Below are 16,699 nucleotides of genomic sequence, written 5' to 3'. Positions count from 1 at the left end.
TTTAGCCCAGTTAGAACAGAAAGAAGATAGGAAATTCCGCATTGCCTATTACCAGAATCAAAGCGGCGCTCTTAGAAATGCCCAGTGTAATGTCACCCACTTGCTCAAGCTCCTTTACTGCCTCGACAGAAATAAATACAATCCCGACGGCAATAAACGAGCCAAGCATCCAGCAGGTATGAGTATTCCATCTAACATCACAGACACAGAAAGGGAACGGTTAACCGCCTTACTGCCTCTGCTATCTCAAGCCTTGTGGATAGAGCAAAGACTTTACGAAATAATCCAAGAACATATCAGCAACCCCAGAAGAAAGGGTGTGAACGATTTAGCATCAATAGATATACGTAAAACAACGTTGTTGCCGGACAGCAAGTATTCATTTGGGTTTGGTGCGCCAACCGACTTGGCACTACCGATAATTGCGTCCTATCGGGTATTTCTGGATAAAGACTATAAATGGATTCTGCCGTTTAACGAATTCGCCGAAGATTTTCTCCAACACCTGTGGACTAACTACTTCCGCAAATACTTAGTATCGGAGAAAACAGCAGGAAATACAGTCGGGACAAAAATCAGCCGCAATCAAGAGATTTGGGAAAGTCTGTATATCTCGGCGCAAAGTTATCTCAATCAGCACTTGATGCAAATGGTTAACTCCGGCAAGCAAGAGTCAGAATCGGAGGTGACACAAGGTACAAAAGGGCGTGTACAAGCAGGTAAGAAAAGAAATAATAGTACAAGGTTTCTATTGAGAGATTCGTTTTGGATGGGCGATGGCTTTTAATAGTAAACAGTTATCAGTCACCAGTTAAAACCCAAGGACTTTACGACTTGACTGATAACTGTTTTAAGTGATGGACTAACTTGTGGAATCGAAAAAGTGCTATTGCTCACAGATTATTTTCCATTTCCATATACAATAACAACTGCTCATTCAAGGGTTACTTTGTGAATTCAACAGTAGCAAGAGAGGAAAAATAATGGCTGAACTCAAACTCCGGTCAAAAGATCCAGATTCCCTCAGACGCATTATTCAAAGTGCTTTGTCAGAAAGATTACAGAGTGTGACAGCAGGAATCAAAAGAACAGAAGAACGGATTCAGGAATTTGAAACGAAATATAAATTATCAACTGAGGAATTTATCACTCAGTTTAATAATGATGAATTATCTCATAGTTTTGACTTTGATGAGTGGATTGGAGAAGCTCGAATGCTGGCACATTTACACCAAACAAAAGAGTCAATAGAGGAGATTGATTTTGTTGATTGAAGATTATTTTCAGCAAGTTCAAATTTTAATGGAATCCTCAAAAGTAGTCCAATTATTTCATTTAAAAACTGAAAAAAGAGGAATATACGAAGGTTTTATCAGAGCCAAACTCGAATTTAAAGATAACTCCTTGCTGCATTTGAGGGAATTTGTTTATGTTGAAATATCCCTAGATAGAAAAATGTATAGTTATCAATATATGAATTCAGAGAATAATCTAATTTTTCGCTATGACAATACACAACATCACCGAAAATTAAATCTGATTACTTTCCCTCATCATAAACATGATGGGAGTGAGGATAATATCGTTAAATCAGATGCTCCTTTTTTAGCTGAGATCCTAAAAGAAATTGAGAAAATATTAGTATAAGTGCGATTCCTACGGCAGACGTTGCCAATGTCCACAATGTCTTCAGAGATCGCTTGACATCGACTAATTTATTTTCGCTGTAGACTACACCTTTGTTAGAAAAGCGTAGTCTGACCTTAACAATGGCTCTGCCAGGAATTCACATTCGCTGTATTATCCCTTATCCGTCTACAGTCAAATTAATCCTCTTTAATTGTTACCCAGTCAGTTAAAACAGCGATACAGCAAGCGGTTAAGGTTGCTCTTCTTAAGGTTTTACTTTCATGTTTAGCGATGTAACCGCCCTCTAATTCGTTCTGCTCAAAAGAAACCCCAATTACGTCAAAAAGCTTATTAGCAACATCAAGAGAAATAGATTTCGACCAAGACATATTTACTCCAATGAATCTAAGAGTTCAGCTAAATAATTAAAAACCATCTTCACCTACTTCGATTTATTCCCCTTTTTGAACCAACAATTTACCAGACACTCCAGCCGTAAAACCCAACCCAATCGCTGCTACAGTAACGCTGGGCTTAATAAATAACGTCGCAATTCCGATCACTGCGCCCCAAAGACAGCCATAACAGCAAACGATAATTAACTGATTTCTGGGTTTAGCTCTTTCGTCTTGAATAGATTGGTGAACGATGGCATAATCTTCGAGTTCACCAACGATTTCTGAGAAAGAAGCGCCGTACTCTTTTTCCAATCTACAAATAGCCATCCTGTCTGCTTTAACTGGACTTATGGCTAATTTTTGTAATGCTGTGGTTAATTTATCGCTCATTTTTAAACTTCTCATGCTTCCACATTTTGGAAAATGTTTAGAAAAAATTAAATCTTACTGGAGAAATAAAAAGACTCTATTTTTCAACAGTATTTGAAGATGTAAGAATACCGGAACTCGACAGGAACTTGACCGGAACTCAACGGGCAGTGTAACGAATATTACTGGTTAATATTCGTTACACTGAAGCCATCTTTTTCATTTCCGCACAATTGCTTAGTGTCAATCAATTGTGATAAGGCATTCCTTAAGTAAAGAAAGAACACTCTTTTTCTCTTCGCCCCACTTGCGGCTGTTTCTGATAGCGGCAAAAGAAGCTGGAGGACTAGCAGTAGCCGCAACAATTGCCACAATCTGTTCTAAATCAGCCTCAGAAACACTAATGGATTCTACTTCCAGAAATTCCACCTCTTGCTCTTGATAAGGCTTTGAAAAAATGGACTCCAGGTGATTAACTGCGTCTGATGGCGCAATTTTCTCCCCTCTTGGTATGACTGCCCTTTCATGCTGTTGAACTAATTCTGGGAAGAACTGAAGTAATGTTCTTGCTGGATCTGGTTGCCCATTGCCTGGGTGCAAATGGGTCTTTAGCCATTCGGGAATCATGCCCAGATTGCCACCGCTAACGGGTTCTCCAAAGTTGTTAGGGTTGGCTTTGAAATATTCTCCACTAGCAACATTCATTTTGCGTAGACCACCAGCGCTAACCGCTTGAGCTACGCAGCCAATAAAGTTAACCGATTGCTTAAAGGTATCTGCCAGCCCAGCCGTAGCTTTACCGACTACGCTTGTCAGGTTAGAGCCATGCTTTCATAAGTCGGTAGCTGACGGCCCTTGAGCTTGCCAAACCAACCAAACATCCAGCGATAAGCGTAAAAACGTTTTCCTGGTTCAACTTGGGTTAAATATTGGACAATATTTTCAAACTCAGCATGAAGAAAGGTGTACTCTTCTGCTGATTGTCGTTCTAGGAATTTAACAGTATTGGCAAGATGATCCGCTTGATAATTGCTCCTAGCATCATAATCTCCCAAAAGAGCTAGAGCGTCTATAAAGTTACCGCGCACAAAAGGCAAGGGGGCAATCTCCTTGGTTCTGTTAGAATGTTCGACAATAAACCATAACCACGCAGCACCACCAATTAAACCACCAACTAGTGCCAGTGGGTTGACCGCATAACAAACCGCTCCGATCCCAGAAGCCAGCAAACCAAGTACACGGGTCATGTCTGCTTCATTCTCAGATGCCCGTGCCATTTCAAATAATCCATCTTTTCTCTCTTGCAGCCATTGGGCGATATTTCCAGCTTCCAAGTGAGACAAGCTAGGATATTGCTCGCGCAAATATTCAGTTTCTTTAGTTGTAATTTTTGGGATATTGTTACTTTGCATAAAAGAAATGCCCTGTTGAGTAGTGAGTGCCGCTCCACTCAAGAGTTATTAAGCGGCGCTCACTTTAATCTTTGGTCAACCGCCAAATAGCGAACCCAATTTCACCCGCCATCATTGTGCCGATGTTAAATAAGATGCAACCCAAAATCATGAATGGGGCTGTGTAGTCGAATGGGTTACGAGCCGCAAAGGTGGTGACAATATCGAATGCCCAAACCGCAATCACAACTAACCCAGCGCTAGAGCGATCGCGTGTACCTGCGGTCTTATAATCCTTCCAAAGCTCACCAACAAGGTCAATCTTGCCACTAGGCTTGGTTTCAAGCTCATAAATGATATGGTCTTGAAGTTCCCGCCTAGCTGAATCTGGGTTTTTACCGCGTAGGGCGTGGGCTTCGATTACTTGAACACCTACAGAAACCATAAATGCCAAATAAAACAAGGGGTTGAACAGTGCAAACGGCACATTTAGCCAATTCCAAGCCGGCTCAAACCAAGGACAAACAGGGGGCCCAGTAAAGATTAATTGCCAAGTTGAATCAGCACTAATTACAGAACCGCCAATAAATAAAATCCCGCCAACTAATGCACGACCCGCGCCACCGTTAGCAACAAACTGATTGACAATCGCGGCGGCTGCCCTAATGGGTAAGCCAACAATCATCACAACAGCTTTGGCGCAAAAATCAATGATTTCACCAAGCGTTCGCTTCTTACCCTTGGGTTTACCATCGCTGTTACCAGTGCTATTACTTTCTGCACCAGATGTTCCTAACGCCATTACTTCCTCCTTACTGGTTTGATATTTTGAACGCTTTTACAAATCCCTTTGGCTTTGTGCTTCCACTTCCAAATTCCTTCTTCAATTAGCCCAATACACCTACCCGTTGCGTCAAAGACATCAATAATCTCATCATTTTGATAAAGGGTTGTGTCTGGTCTGGGATTGCGTTTAGCGCTATCTAAGTAATTCGTGATTCTTAGTTTTCGAGTTGTGGGCATGACTCCCGCCTCGTATAAGGCATCGCTGGTTTTTGCCCGTTCTTCTATGCGCTGACGTTCTAATCCTTCGGTGGCTTTTAATCTTTCGGCTTCTGCATAAGCCCCCAACTTGGGTACTAAGGGGATAATTACAGGCAAGAAGCAGACCCCGACACCAACCAAGGCTAAATACAATTGCTTCTTGTACATCTCACTGTGCCATTGCGCTGATTAGTGCAAACTTCTCCCATTGCTTTAGCTCATACAGCCGCTTCCATACTGAAGAAGCCTCATCCGATGGAGCATCACTAGAATCACACTCTAGCCATGCTTCATGTGCGATTTTTGCAATTAACCAGAGCGTGTCTGATTCGCTCATCTTTTCTAGTCCTTCCCCCCATGTCTCACACATATCTTTAATTAGTACGTTGTCGTGAGAGAGAGAGTAATATCCTACGGGGTGCGCCATTTTGATATCCTTGAATGTGTGTACTGATTTCATCCCTGATATAAGTCACAACTGGGCGAACGCTTTTCTTGTCCGGGCAAGCGTTCGCACAATTAATACTCATCAGAACTGTTAGCAAGTTGTACTTTTTCAATGCCATCTAAAACTTCAGAAATTGATTGAATGGCATCATTCAAAACCAAGTCATTTGATGTAGTAAAATGCTTCGATGTTTGCAGCCTCCTGTATTCGGGGGTAGCTTGAATCAACCTTAAAGTTTGCTCAACACCAGCCAGAACGATGACTATTTCTTCTGTGCTAACATTGCTATTCATTTCGCACCTCGCTTGAAAGTTAAACTTGATATTATTCACCTCTTATCGCCTCCAAATCCCCTAAGTTGATTTGATGATTGCTATTGACAGAAAATCTTTCCGAAACTACTTTCTCTAGAGCTTTTCTCAGCCAGTAAGCGGGGGTTGTACCATCCATTTCTGCAAGCATTCTGATGGCTGGAGTTAAGTCTTGAGGGACGTTGTAATTAAGCCGCTTGTTTAACATCACTCGTTTCTCCTAAGTAAAGTTTTTTCATTTCTGATAAAGCAACGGTTCCCGGATTTTCTGGAATCAACAAATTACTTTCTGGAATACAAGATTTAAGTAATCTTTCTTTGATCAACATCTGCACAGGTGGGATCGCAAATGCACCGCCACACAAAGTTACTTTGCTGCGTCTGGCTTTCACGGATATGTCATCTAGGGCATAAGCCAAGGGAGAATCTTTCATCCATGAATGAATCGCGTTCTCTAACTCAGTCCCAATGTCTTCACCATCAGGTGCAATCGCACTTATGCCGTTATCACCAACGGTTGCAGTTTCTAAAATCTCGCGCAGTTGGGAGGGGCGAATCATTTTAGAAGAATCGGTGTTGCTCAATGCTCTGGAGAATTCTTTGATTAGTGTGGCAACACCACCGCCACCATTTGGACTACAAGTTACCCGTTTTGGTAATAAGCCTTGATTACTGTATTCGCTGATTGTGGCTGTACCATATCCAATATCAAAAGTATGGAACTGTTTATCGTCAAAGCGTTCGCTTGCCCAAAGTGACGCGCCATACCCCTCTGGAAATCCCAGAAAGCCAAGTTTAGAAAAACACAAACGGTATCTAACACCATCTACGGTTATCCACTTGCATTGTTCAATGGCTTTTTTTAGTTCTAATGGGGAAGCTAGCGAGAGGGTTGATAAACGAATATGCAAGGTTCTACGCTTGGCGCTTGTACCCGTGGACAACTCAAGCAGATTCGGCAGAGATGCGATTGCGCCTAATGCAAGGATGGGGAAGTAGTGTACTTTGTGATTCTCGGAATCACTCATCGCTATATATTCTTTGCCTTGCAGTCTGGCGGAGCTACCAACGACCCAATGCTCTACAACATCTTTGTTGTTTTCATCTTTGCCTCGGCTTAGGCTGAAAGCTCCTAATTCTCCAAATGGCACTGATGGCACACAACACACTAAAGATTCGGTCTTCATCACTGGTGTTGTGCCAGTTTCGTTATTAACGAAAGCCTGATATTTAATACTGGAGCGTCCAGCATCTAGCATCAAATGAATTACCTTTTTTGATGGCATTGATGCTTTCTCTGTTATAGTTTCAGGCTCGTTTGTGTTGGGTGCATTCGCACTTATAGATGTTGGTTGTTTTTTAGGTCTTGACATATCGTTTTACCCTCAACTTTTTATCGTCACTGTCACAAGCAAAAGTAGTCATCATCAACCAACGTTTCATGTTTCATGTTTCATGTTTCTGGCTCGTGTAAGTAGCGTTTCACGGTTGTTGTGAGGCTGAAACATTGATGCAACCGTTGAAACTGTTTCATGAAACGTATCTATGAAACACTACTGAGTATCTTGGCTCCCAGTAGCCTGAGTCTGTGACAGCATCGAATTTTGCAAAATCTGAAGTAAAAGGAAGTTAACTACCTCTGCATAGTCATTAATGCCTAATTCCTGCGCTTTATTGCTGATAAATGGGTGTAGAGATTGCCTGATTGTTACTCGCATAAATTCTCCTCAAAATAAATTTGCAGGCTAAAGTCGCCAAGAATACGTGTATCTTGTCTGCCGTTGGCGCTTTTGCCTTCTCTGCTTTTGCGTGGTGGCTAATTAAGTAACTCTGCCGTTTCAACCATCTGATACAGGCTTCGTCAAACCGTGGCATTTATGCCATAGCCACACTATAACACTAAATTACTCTATTACGCTATAACTCTAGTACGCAAAAATGAAAATTACTGATTATAAGTAGATAATCTAAAAGTAGAGTTTATGAGTAATTGCGTAATTGTGGGTAGACCTAAAGGGGATAAACCAGATGAAGTGGCACATCTTAGAGCAAGGATGCCAAAGGATATGCATACAGAATTTAAGCTGTGGTGCGTTAAAAATAATCGGACAATGGACACCGTGATCTGTGAGCTAGTCCAGGAATTTTTGGATAAGCAGCATTCACAAGGATAATTGCGTACTAGCGTATTAGGTGTAGAATTGCTTTCAAAGGCTATAGATAAAAACAGGTATGTTGACTGAAACAGCAACTCTAATGCCACTAAGTACATTTATCCCGGTTTTGACAGCTATCAGCGATCGCGATTGGGTACGGTTCAAGGAACTTGAAGTCAGTTTTGCAAACACTCACGGGATCGAAACTTGGGCAGATGTTTTCAACTGGAGAATCATGCCCACGTTAGAACCAGAGGCTAAAAGATGGCTGTTAGTGACAAAATGCAGCCAAGGTATTAAGTCAGTCAAAATCTTAGATTAAGGTCAAGTTGAAGCAGTATCAACAAATTGAATTATTTTTAGTCACACTACTAGTATTAATATAGTGGGGTATTTATCTGGTTTCTAATGTTAGTTAAAAACTTGTAAAAGCTTTGCTATGTCTTGGCTTGAGGAAAATAGATAAATTGTTTTATTTTATAAAGCTGAGATATTTATTATTTTTTTTGCCTGAGATAATTTACTATGTAATAAGACTATACCCTTAGTCCATCTTTTCTAAGTGTCATGTCACCAGATATACATAAGAAAAGAATGCCTCCCCAAGACTCAACTTGTTTGCTGCAAGTTGTTTAACAGTCTTAGAAGACACCCCGTAGTTTTTTTCTATTAAATTTCTTTATAACCTAATGTTATCAGTTCCTAGTACTTCTTACAACTTCCTACAACGGGTTTAACGAGAAATTTGATTAAAATTTTGGTGAATCTTCAGGGGAGGTAAAGCCCACACAATTTACCTCACAAGGATTTCACAATGGTAGCCCAATTAACAGGACAAGAGTCCGTTGGCGGTTCCGCTATGCCAGGGGCGTTCGCCTCCTTCGACATCCGAAATTTTCAAGACCAGCTAGAGCCGTCCAAAGCTAAAGATAAGTTTATTTGTCCAGTTTGTGGCGGGAATGACTTATCTATTGTCCCAGAAACCGGGAAGTACAGATGCTTTAACGGTTGTGAGTGCAAACACGTCAGAGAGGCGATTAAACCTTGGGCTGAAGTTCTAGCAGAAAGGACAGGGGCTAATTACACTCCATCCCTAAACCGTTTGGCAGCAAAGCCCAAGAGAATCTTGCCCAAAAGTGCGCCAATTCCAGATGGTGAATTAGGTTTGGTGATGTTGACCTCTACTGTAACAGATATTCCCCAACCGAAAAAATTAACGAGTAGACCACCAAAAGATGTTGAGGGCAATGCCACCGAAACAATTTATCCTTACTCAGAGTCGCAATGGGTGGTTCGCTACCAGTGGCCAGATGCCAATAAGGAGAAAGGTTACAGCAAGACCTTTCGGCAATGGCATAGGCGACTTGATGGCACACCCCAAATGAAAAAAGGCGATTTGCCTTGGGGAGCATATCGCATTGATGAAGCTTTAGCCTGTGCTAAATCAGTAAATGTCACCCCAGCACTACTCCAGCATGAAGGCGAGGGATGCGTAGAAGTTGGTCGAAAGCATGGTCTTGCTGGGATTACGTTCCAAGGCAGTGGATGGGATAAAAAGACTATCACAAGAGAATATCAACGCGCAATTGAAGCAGGCATAGGATTAATTGTTTTTCTGCATGACCCCGATGACACTGGGCTAAAGAAACTCCAGACGTGTTCTGAATGTGCAGCCGAGGTAGGAATTGCATTTATTGGAATTAACCCTCACGACATCTGCCCCGATTTACCATATAAATCAAGTGACATCAAAGAAATCTTGGGGCAGATGGAAACACCAGAATTTATCCGTCGGTTAGAGCAGGAGATTCACGCGGCCGTAGCGCAGCGATCGCAAGATTTGGCAGAATCCGAAACTATTGAAAAAGAAGTTACGGATTTATCTAATTCCAAAATAGATATTGACCCAGCAGACCCAGAGGCATTTTACTTGCCTGTATGCACTGCCATGAATTTACCCTATTCTAACTGCGTGACGGCGGGTACTTTTGATGGCTGGGCTTACCGAAAAATCTTTCCTCAAACTGAATGGATGGTAGTAAATTCATCCTTTTACAAGTGGTCACAAGAGAATTTGCTATGGCAACACCAAGATGATAATAAAGCTTACAAGCTCCTCGCTGACGCTGGAGAATCCGCTTACAAGCTCTCTTACACAAAAACATTTGGTTGGAGAATAACCAAGCCTTACGAAACTAACGCACACAAGGAATCTGCCTTTAAATATTGCCGCAGTCGCTTAGAACCAGCAGAACCACTGCCAACCAATACTCATTTATTAGGGTTTAACAATTGTGTTGTTGATTTGCGAACTGGTGAACAAATGCCTCATCGCAAAGATTTTTACCTCACTAATATTATTCCCCACGATTACGAGGCCAACAAACCATGCCCAGAAGTTTTTCTGAAATTTCTAAATGAGAGCTTTGGGTCAGAATTGGTTGAAGTGATTCGGGCGTTCACAAGTATGTTTTTAGACCCAACTGCCCCTTATGGTCGGTTTCCCCACTTAATTGGCTTAAGTGGTGGGGGCAAGGGGACATTGGGAAGGTTTTGGAGTAGTTTATTTGGCGAGTCCGGCTCTAGTAGCGCCACACATTTTGCGGATATTTCTACACCTGAAGGACGGCATCAATATTTAAGTGGAAAGCGGATATTTGGATTCCCTGACGTAGGAGGTTATGCCGAAGGAGTCCGAGCTTTTTACGAATTAGTTGACAATGGGCCAATGAGCGGACGCGCTTTATTCAATCCAGTAGCTTATTCAATCCAGTGGTACATTCGGTTTTGGATTGCCTCTGTAAGTCATCTACAAATCGAAAATGCTGGCGACGGCTGGATGCGTCGAGCTTACCCAATCCCAGTCAAAAACCGAGATATAACCCCTGACCCAGACTTGTGGCTGAAGCTACAAGAGGTGAAGTCGGACATAATTTCTTGGGCTTTAGCGATGCCACGAGCAGAACGCGATCGCATTTTGTTATCGCCACCAAGTTCGGATCGGGCAAAGAATCTGGCGCTAGAGGCATCTTTGTACGGGGACTCGACCAAATCCTTTGTGGACTTGTGCTTACGCCCCTCATCGACCGAAACATTTATCCCACAAAGTCGTTTACACAGTTGGTATGTACTTTACTGCCGGGAACATGGTTATGCTCCTTTGGGGATGTCCAAATTTATTAGCCATTTAAAAACAGTCTTGCCCCACAACTTCAAGGAACGTAGCTGGACACCCACGGTCAACGGAAAGCGTGAAAGAATTCAGTCCCACTTTGCATTCATTGAACCACTGGCTGGGGTCTTTGAGATGAAAGTACCGGAGGGGCCACCGGATAGCTCACAATCTTCTTCGGAATTTTGGTATTGCTTTAAAGATAAATGCCTTGAAGGGGGAATAGAAGAATTCGAGGAGTTTTTTCACCCCACCAAAACGCCAGAACCCTTACACAGCTTACCTGTCCACCCTGTCCACCCACTAAATACCCCTCAATTGGACTCTGGACAGGCTGAAAGCCTTATACAGCAGGGCTGTCCACCCTGTCCAATTGTCCCCCCCCAAGAATTAGCATTGCAAAAAAAAGATGAGTTAAATTCTGATTGTGCAGTTAATCAATTTGTCAATTTAACTGATAACCCTTCAGTCTCCAATGACTTTGTGGACAACCTGGACAGTCTTACTGTGGCTGGGTTTGAGCCTGTCCAGGAAGTAAATCTTGTCGAAAACGGAGTGGACAGCCTGGACAGCCATCCTGTAGCTGGGTTTTCTCCTCGACAAGATGGTGAATTGATAAATACACGAGAAAGCGAATTATCTTGCCCGGAATTGAAAGTTGGGGATAAAGTTGAGTTTTTCAACGACAGTGTTCGCAAGTGGCAAGTCGGAATCATTAAGAGCGTTCAACTAATGTCTTCATATTTCTGTAGCGCAACAATTGACTATCGAGGCAATAAATGTCAATTATGTCAATTAGAAATCTTCAGGAGTGATTGGATAAAATTTCTGCATCATTTGCGTTAAATCAGTTAACAGTTATTGTCACCGATGTAAAACCCGATTAGGGAATTTGGCAGCATCGACAATGCCGCCAGTCATGTAGACACTTGATAGACAATTAAGATTGAATTAGACCGCGATTTCTCTCCTATTAACAATAATCATGGCATCTGCTGAATTTACCTCGCTTGAGTCAACCCAAGCAGTACCGACAGTTGAAACTCCATCGGATGAAGAGCAAGTAAATGTTGATACGTCAACAGAAACAGATGTTGAATCGACAACAGCAATATTTCAAGCTGTTGGGGTAATTACTGGGGATATCAACTTCAGTTCAGATGGACAAAGCACTGTTACTATCGGTAGCTATGAATACCCACTTTACTACTCGAAGCGACAATGGGATGTATTAAACGCTCTCAAGAAGGAAATAGAAAATACTGGCAACCATAATCAGCGTTTGGTTGTTTATCCAAAGGCAATTCACTTTCCACGCAAAGAGCAACCGCATCGCATCGCTTTTCAGTTAGTGGGCTTTGACAGAGGGCGATTTGATAAAACAGTCTCAGGGGAGTTAGAAGACCTGGAGTTTAAATTATCAGGATTATGGCAGTTCATTCCTGTCTGCTCTACTCCCTGTATCTCGGTGTTCCGAAATTTCTCTAATGAAAGACTCGAATTTATTAAGCAGTCCGAGCCTGCCCGAAAGGTGAAATTCATGAAGGCAAGTCATATACCCTTGCTATGGAAGGATGCACCCGTCCGACCCTTCAGATTTAATCCCAAGGTGGCTAAAGAGGAGCTTGGACGCGCAGTTTTTGTGACAGTCAAGGCGAAATTTCTGCCAGGGCGTGATGTCTTCGGTTTTGTTGCACTGACTGCGCTACCACAAGAAGCTGCACCGAGATTTCTCAAAGCGTCTAAGGAGGATAAAGCCACAGTGCAACTTGCAGCTAAGAAAGCGCAAAGAGCAGCAGCACCACCTGCACCAAAGAAAGGTAAGTCAAAAGCGACTAGTCAGGATAATACCTCTGTGCCGCGTACCAAACCATTACCAAAACCAAAACCAAAGTTAAAAACGGGTGAGTAAAACCGCTTTAAAGTTTTATCAGTCAACGCCATTATGGGGGTTAGAGCCGTTGTGTGGCCCCCTGAATAAATAAGTATTTGCAGTATTGAGTCAGCCCTGACTAGCGCTCACGTCAAATTAAGGTTTTGGGGCGGTTAGGCGGTCTTCTTGACATTTGTTCACGAGGTGCTGACGTCTGAAAATTTCAGCATAAGCCTTGTAAGTTTTTTTACAACATCTCCCTACTTTTAAAACATCCTCTTAGTACAAACAGTTTACCGAGTTTGTGGTTTAGTCCATAAAGTGAAAATTACTACAACGTAAAAATGTTTATTTTGTGACTTAAAGGAAAAGATTGCCGGAAATTAAAGGATAAGCTTGCCGAACCTATCGCCTGACTGGTTTTGTGGTCAAATACCCGTTTTGCAAGAGTGCGATCGCAAAGCATAAAAATGCTCCCAAAGCCTACATTTAGCGTGGGACTTGCGGCAAACTTATTCTTGAATGAGATTCGACAAATAATTCAGGATTAATGAAATAATAAGGCTTTCAGCCTTTACTGCGGCAAGCTTTTACTTTAAAAAACGGCAATCTTTTCCTTTAAGTCACATATTTCAAAGAACAGAAATCGCTAATGGCTGCTTTGCATTTTCAAATTATAACCTCAGCCATAAGACGTACATTTATAGTTGCAATATCGTCCTGAAGAAGGGGGACTTAAACTAAAATGTTGTCTCTAATTAAGGAATAAATTTATCCTGATAAATGTAGGTGGGTTACTACCTATGTATTTCCTCCCCTATTGGAAAAAGTTTGTTTACATAAATATCAGCTTTTCTAATTATTATTGAAATTCTCTAATTTTAGAAAATATACTGAAACCTGGTTTAATTTTTAATAAATCAACACTTTGATTAACAGGTACTAAAGACCAGTAATGATTTAAATATAGATGGCGTTACCTTCTATATTTTTTAACTTTTAGCAACAAGATTCTTTAAGTAATTTAAATTTGAGGATTAAACTTATGTCCACTCATTATATTATGTTTGTTCATGGAGTTAATACTCATGACATTCGTGAAAAACCTAGCTATGCCGATGATTTAATTAGTCTAATAAAACAGTCTCGCCTTGTTGAAGCTATAAATCTTAAGTTTATACCACTTTTTTGGGGTGATGTAATTAAACAAGCGGAATGTGACGTTCTAACAAAGCTTCAACAATCACCCTTATGGAAACAAATGTGGTTTCAAACATTTCGTGAAAAGCAACTTCTGCAATTTGCTGGAGATGCTGCACTTTATATCAGTCGTTTTATCGGCGCTCAAGTTGTTGAGCAGTTAAAAAAACAAGCTGTTGACCAGTTAACGGGTTTTCAACCAGATGATCAACTCCACTTAGTCACTCATAGCTGGGGGACTGTGATTCTATTCGATATTTTGTTTGCTGCTCGATGGGATGCTGTAAATGCACCAGGCCAAAATGATGTTATGGCAATTCGTGACATCATTTTTGGAGTACCTGGGGGAAAAGAAGATCCACTCAAAGGCATTCGGCTTGCTAGCGTTCATACAATGGGTTCACCCATTGCAATCTTTAGCCTTATTGATGTAGTAAAAGCCACAAATACAATTGACCCTACATCAAAAAGCCAGCACGACATCACGCCACGGCTGCAAGAGCTACTGAAAAATCTGTATGGAAATAATGGTAAACAGAAGTTACCTTGGAAAAACTTTATTCATCCGGGAGATCCAATAGCTTATCCCTTAAAGGAAATCATCATTGACTTGGTTGATCCCAATAGCAAATTCCTTGATGTTCAGGATTTAATTACTCACGAAGCAGGATTATTTGACTACCTTACAGAACCTTTTAGTCAAACAGTTTTAGCTTTGTTACATGGTGGTGATGCTCACGGAAGTTATTGGAGAAGTAAAAAAGTCAGCGAAGAAATTATCGAATGTCTGCGGTCATAAGTTGGGGTCTTCCTTTTGGGTGTAAGGATGTAGAAGAAAGAATTAGATTTAAAATTAAGAAAAGAGCGAGTTAATAAGCGACAAGGTTTCCTCCTACACTCTCATACCCCTATACCTATTCAAGTGTAAGGTTTCACGTTTTCTTCCTGCTATTCGAGTCTGTATTAAATACAGATATAGAGAGAATTTTTTGTGCATTCTGTCAAATTAAAAGCATAGCAAGCCAATAAAACGCTTATGCAAAACGATATTATTTTTCAACCGCTAGAGTTCCGCCATCTGACCATCAAAAATCGTATCTTTCGCTCAAATATCTCTGGAAGATTCGATAACTATGATGGTTCAGGAAACCAAGCACGAATCAATTGGGAAGAAAAATTTGCACGAGGCGGTGTCGGTGCGATTGTTTCTTCTTTCGTTCCCGTCACTATCAAAGGACGAATCGTTCCCAATTACGCGACGATTCACTGCGACGATCGCATTTCCTTCTGGCACCAAGTAGGCGAAAAAGTCCACGAATATGGCTGCAAATTTATTATGCAACTGAGTCATTCAGGTCGCCAGCAGGACATCCAGGGCATTGAGAACGACTATATACGCCAGAGTTCGACCAGCCATACCGAATCTTTCCACGGATTGGAGTGTCGAGCAATGAGCAAGGATGAAATTTGGCAGGTAGTGCAAGCGTTTGGCAAAGGGGCTAAACGTGCTCAAGAAGCGGGGCTAGATGGCGTAGAATTGCATGGAGCGAACGGCTATTTAATCACGCAATTTCTCAGTTCAGGAATCAACGATCGCACAGATGAGTTTGGTGGTTCGCTAAGAAATCGCGCTCGTTTCCTACTAGAAATTATCGAAGCAGTTCGCCAGGAAGTAGGAGACAAATTTCACTTCCAGGTCAAAATCAGTGCCGAAGACTTCAATAATGCGGTCATTCCTTGGGAAAAACCAGGAAATAAATTAGAAGAGACCGTTCAAATTTGCCAGTGGCTCGAAGAAGCGGGAGTCGATGCCATTCACGTTTCAGTTGGCAGTCTCTTTCCCCATCCCTTAAATCCACCGGGGACGTTTCCCCTTGGAGGCAAGTATGCCACAGATAAAGCCAGCAACAGCTACGATACAATGCTCTCCAGTGGCAATCTAACTTTCCGCAACTATCTTTTATTCCGCTATCCAGTCCTGCATAAAATTTTTGAGTGGTTGTGGTATAGAATTCCGCGAAAGGTATATCGTCGAGAAGGAAATCTTATACAAGGAGCGCCTGTTAAAGCAGCCGAATTGTGTCCTGATTTTAGCAGGTTTGTCTCTCTAGAGAAGGTACAACAACTCTTAGAAACTTATCAAGGCAGAAATCTTGGATATGCGCGCTCAATTAAGAAAAATGTCAAGATTCCGGTAATCTGCACGGGGGGATTTCAGCAAGCATCATATATTCGCAAAGCCATTAGTGAAGAATTTTGCGATGCAGTAAGTATCGCCCGTCCTCTAGTAGCCAATAACGACCTAGTTCAGAAATTTGCCCAAGGAAAAGATATTTCAGATCGACCTTGTACTTATTGCAACAAATGCTTGCTCAATACCTTGAAAAACCCCTTGGGATGCTACGAAATCGCTCGTTACGGTGACGACTACAACGAAATGATTAGAGAAATCATGACCGTGTTTACTTAAATCCCTACTGAGAAAGCGATAGGCGAGATCGACTGCTCACTTACCCCCGTGACCAGAAAATTTCTGCCGAAGTTCGAGACGAAATCATTGAATGTCGTTGATGATAATTTTGAACCCCTTTCAAAGCATTCTGGGAGCAGGGTGGTTTCATACAAGCAGAGAAAAAACAAAAACTGGGTTTCAAAGCCTCTCGACCTTTCGGGGAGAGGTTTGGAGAGGGGTAAAAAGCCATGCTACA

The 16,699-nt window shown here is 41.7% G+C and carries 20 protein-coding genes; 9 read left to right on the top strand and 11 right to left on the bottom strand.

All coding sequences use genetic code 11. The features are described 5' to 3' along the window. From HWQ44_RS00610 to HWQ44_RS00600, 3 genes are all read left to right on the top strand, one after another. Positions 1-787 (top strand): AIPR family protein (locus HWQ44_RS00610; RefSeq protein WP_292713564.1); only part of this gene is annotated, 787 nt, incomplete at its 5' end. 196 nt (positions 788-983) lie between these two features. After that, complete coding sequence (locus tag HWQ44_RS00605) at positions 984-1,274, top strand: hypothetical protein (protein WP_292713562.1); 291 nt, start codon at positions 984-986, stop codon at positions 1,272-1,274. Beyond that, positions 1,264-1,647, top strand: coding sequence for a DUF6516 family protein (locus HWQ44_RS00600; RefSeq protein WP_292713560.1), 384 nt, complete (start codon positions 1,264-1,266; stop codon positions 1,645-1,647). Before HWQ44_RS00605 ends, HWQ44_RS00600 begins: the two co-directional genes overlap by 11 nt. Before the next feature lie 179 nt (positions 1,648-1,826). Here HWQ44_RS00600 and HWQ44_RS00595 read toward each other — a convergent pair whose 3' ends face one another. From HWQ44_RS00595 to HWQ44_RS00545, 11 genes are all read right to left on the bottom strand, one after another. Continuing rightward, positions 1,827-2,018 (bottom strand): hypothetical protein, encoded by a 192-nt coding sequence (locus HWQ44_RS00595; RefSeq protein WP_292713558.1) that lies wholly within the window; start codon positions 2,016-2,018, stop codon positions 1,827-1,829. 63 nt (positions 2,019-2,081) lie between these two features. Further along, a complete protein-coding gene (locus tag HWQ44_RS00590; protein WP_292713556.1) occupies positions 2,082-2,417 on the bottom strand; it encodes a hypothetical protein in 336 nt (111 codons plus the stop codon). A 222-nt stretch (positions 2,418-2,639) separates the two neighbouring features. Next, on the bottom strand, positions 2,640-3,101 hold the full coding sequence (locus HWQ44_RS00585) for a hypothetical protein (protein WP_292713554.1): 462 nt from the start codon (positions 3,099-3,101) through the stop codon (positions 2,640-2,642). A 107-nt stretch (positions 3,102-3,208) separates the two neighbouring features. Next, positions 3,209-3,808 carry a hypothetical protein gene (locus tag HWQ44_RS00580; RefSeq protein ID WP_292713552.1) on the bottom strand — a complete coding sequence of 200 codons (600 nt, stop codon included), beginning with the start codon at positions 3,806-3,808 and terminating at the stop codon, positions 3,209-3,211. A 64-nt stretch (positions 3,809-3,872) separates the two neighbouring features. Then, the gene (locus HWQ44_RS00575) at positions 3,873-4,589 is read right to left on the bottom strand and encodes a hypothetical protein (protein WP_292713551.1); all 717 of its coding nucleotides are present in this window, start codon (positions 4,587-4,589) and stop codon (positions 3,873-3,875) included. Next, positions 4,589-4,999, bottom strand: a complete 411-nt coding sequence (locus tag HWQ44_RS00570) for a hypothetical protein (RefSeq protein ID WP_292713549.1) — start codon at positions 4,997-4,999, stop codon at positions 4,589-4,591. Before HWQ44_RS00570 ends, HWQ44_RS00575 begins: the two co-directional genes overlap by 1 nt. A 1-nt stretch (position 5,000) precedes the next feature. After that, positions 5,001-5,258: a hypothetical protein gene (locus tag HWQ44_RS00565; protein ID WP_292713547.1), complete on the bottom strand. Its 258-nt coding sequence runs from the start codon at positions 5,256-5,258 to the stop codon at positions 5,001-5,003. Positions 5,259-5,350: 92 nt separating this feature from the next. Further along, positions 5,351-5,572: a hypothetical protein gene (locus HWQ44_RS00560; RefSeq protein WP_292713546.1), complete on the bottom strand. Its 222-nt coding sequence runs from the start codon at positions 5,570-5,572 to the stop codon at positions 5,351-5,353. A gap of 31 nt (positions 5,573-5,603) precedes the next feature. Further along, positions 5,604-5,798 (bottom strand): hypothetical protein, encoded by a 195-nt coding sequence (locus HWQ44_RS00555; protein WP_292713544.1) that lies wholly within the window; start codon positions 5,796-5,798, stop codon positions 5,604-5,606. Next, positions 5,779-6,963, bottom strand: a complete 1,185-nt coding sequence (locus HWQ44_RS00550) for a hypothetical protein (RefSeq protein WP_292713543.1) — start codon at positions 6,961-6,963, stop codon at positions 5,779-5,781. Before HWQ44_RS00550 ends, HWQ44_RS00555 begins: the two co-directional genes overlap by 20 nt. A 180-nt stretch (positions 6,964-7,143) precedes the next feature. Further along, positions 7,144-7,308, bottom strand: coding sequence for a hypothetical protein (locus HWQ44_RS00545; RefSeq protein ID WP_292713542.1), 165 nt, complete (start codon positions 7,306-7,308; stop codon positions 7,144-7,146). A 264-nt stretch (positions 7,309-7,572) separates the two neighbouring features. Here HWQ44_RS00545 and HWQ44_RS00540 point away from each other — a divergent pair, with 264 nt between their 5' ends. The 6 genes from HWQ44_RS00540 to HWQ44_RS00515 all read left to right on the top strand — a co-directional run bounded on the left by HWQ44_RS00540 (position 7,573) and on the right by HWQ44_RS00515 (position 16,461). Next, a complete protein-coding gene (locus tag HWQ44_RS00540) occupies positions 7,573-7,764 on the top strand; it encodes a hypothetical protein (RefSeq protein WP_141699832.1) in 192 nt (63 codons plus the stop codon). Positions 7,765-7,822: 58 nt separating this feature from the next. After that, positions 7,823-8,068 carry a hypothetical protein gene (locus HWQ44_RS00535; protein WP_366931332.1) on the top strand — a complete coding sequence of 82 codons (246 nt, stop codon included), beginning with the start codon at positions 7,823-7,825 and terminating at the stop codon, positions 8,066-8,068. Positions 8,069-8,560: 492 nt separating this feature from the next. Beyond that, entirely contained in the window at positions 8,561-11,764 is a 3,204-nt protein-coding gene (locus HWQ44_RS00530; RefSeq protein ID WP_292713540.1) for a primase-like DNA-binding domain-containing protein, read from the top strand. Positions 11,765-11,903: 139 nt separating this feature from the next. Continuing rightward, complete coding sequence (locus HWQ44_RS00525; RefSeq protein ID WP_292713538.1) at positions 11,904-12,830, top strand: hypothetical protein; 927 nt, start codon at positions 11,904-11,906, stop codon at positions 12,828-12,830. Between the two features lie 1,006 nt (positions 12,831-13,836). Further along, positions 13,837-14,790, top strand: a complete 954-nt coding sequence (locus tag HWQ44_RS00520) for a hypothetical protein (RefSeq protein WP_292713536.1) — start codon at positions 13,837-13,839, stop codon at positions 14,788-14,790. A 237-nt stretch (positions 14,791-15,027) separates the two neighbouring features. Next, on the top strand, positions 15,028-16,461 hold the full coding sequence (locus tag HWQ44_RS00515) for an NADH:flavin oxidoreductase (protein WP_292713535.1): 1,434 nt from the start codon (positions 15,028-15,030) through the stop codon (positions 16,459-16,461). The last annotated feature ends 238 nt before the right edge of the window (positions 16,462-16,699 follow it).

The sequence above is a fragment of the Nostoc sp. JL34 genome (assembly GCF_017114945.1).
Lineage (GTDB): Bacteria > Cyanobacteriota > Cyanobacteriia > Cyanobacteriales > Nostocaceae > Nostoc.
The sequence above is the reverse complement of the archived record's forward strand: the minus strand, read 5'-3'. Positions and strand labels throughout refer to the sequence as shown.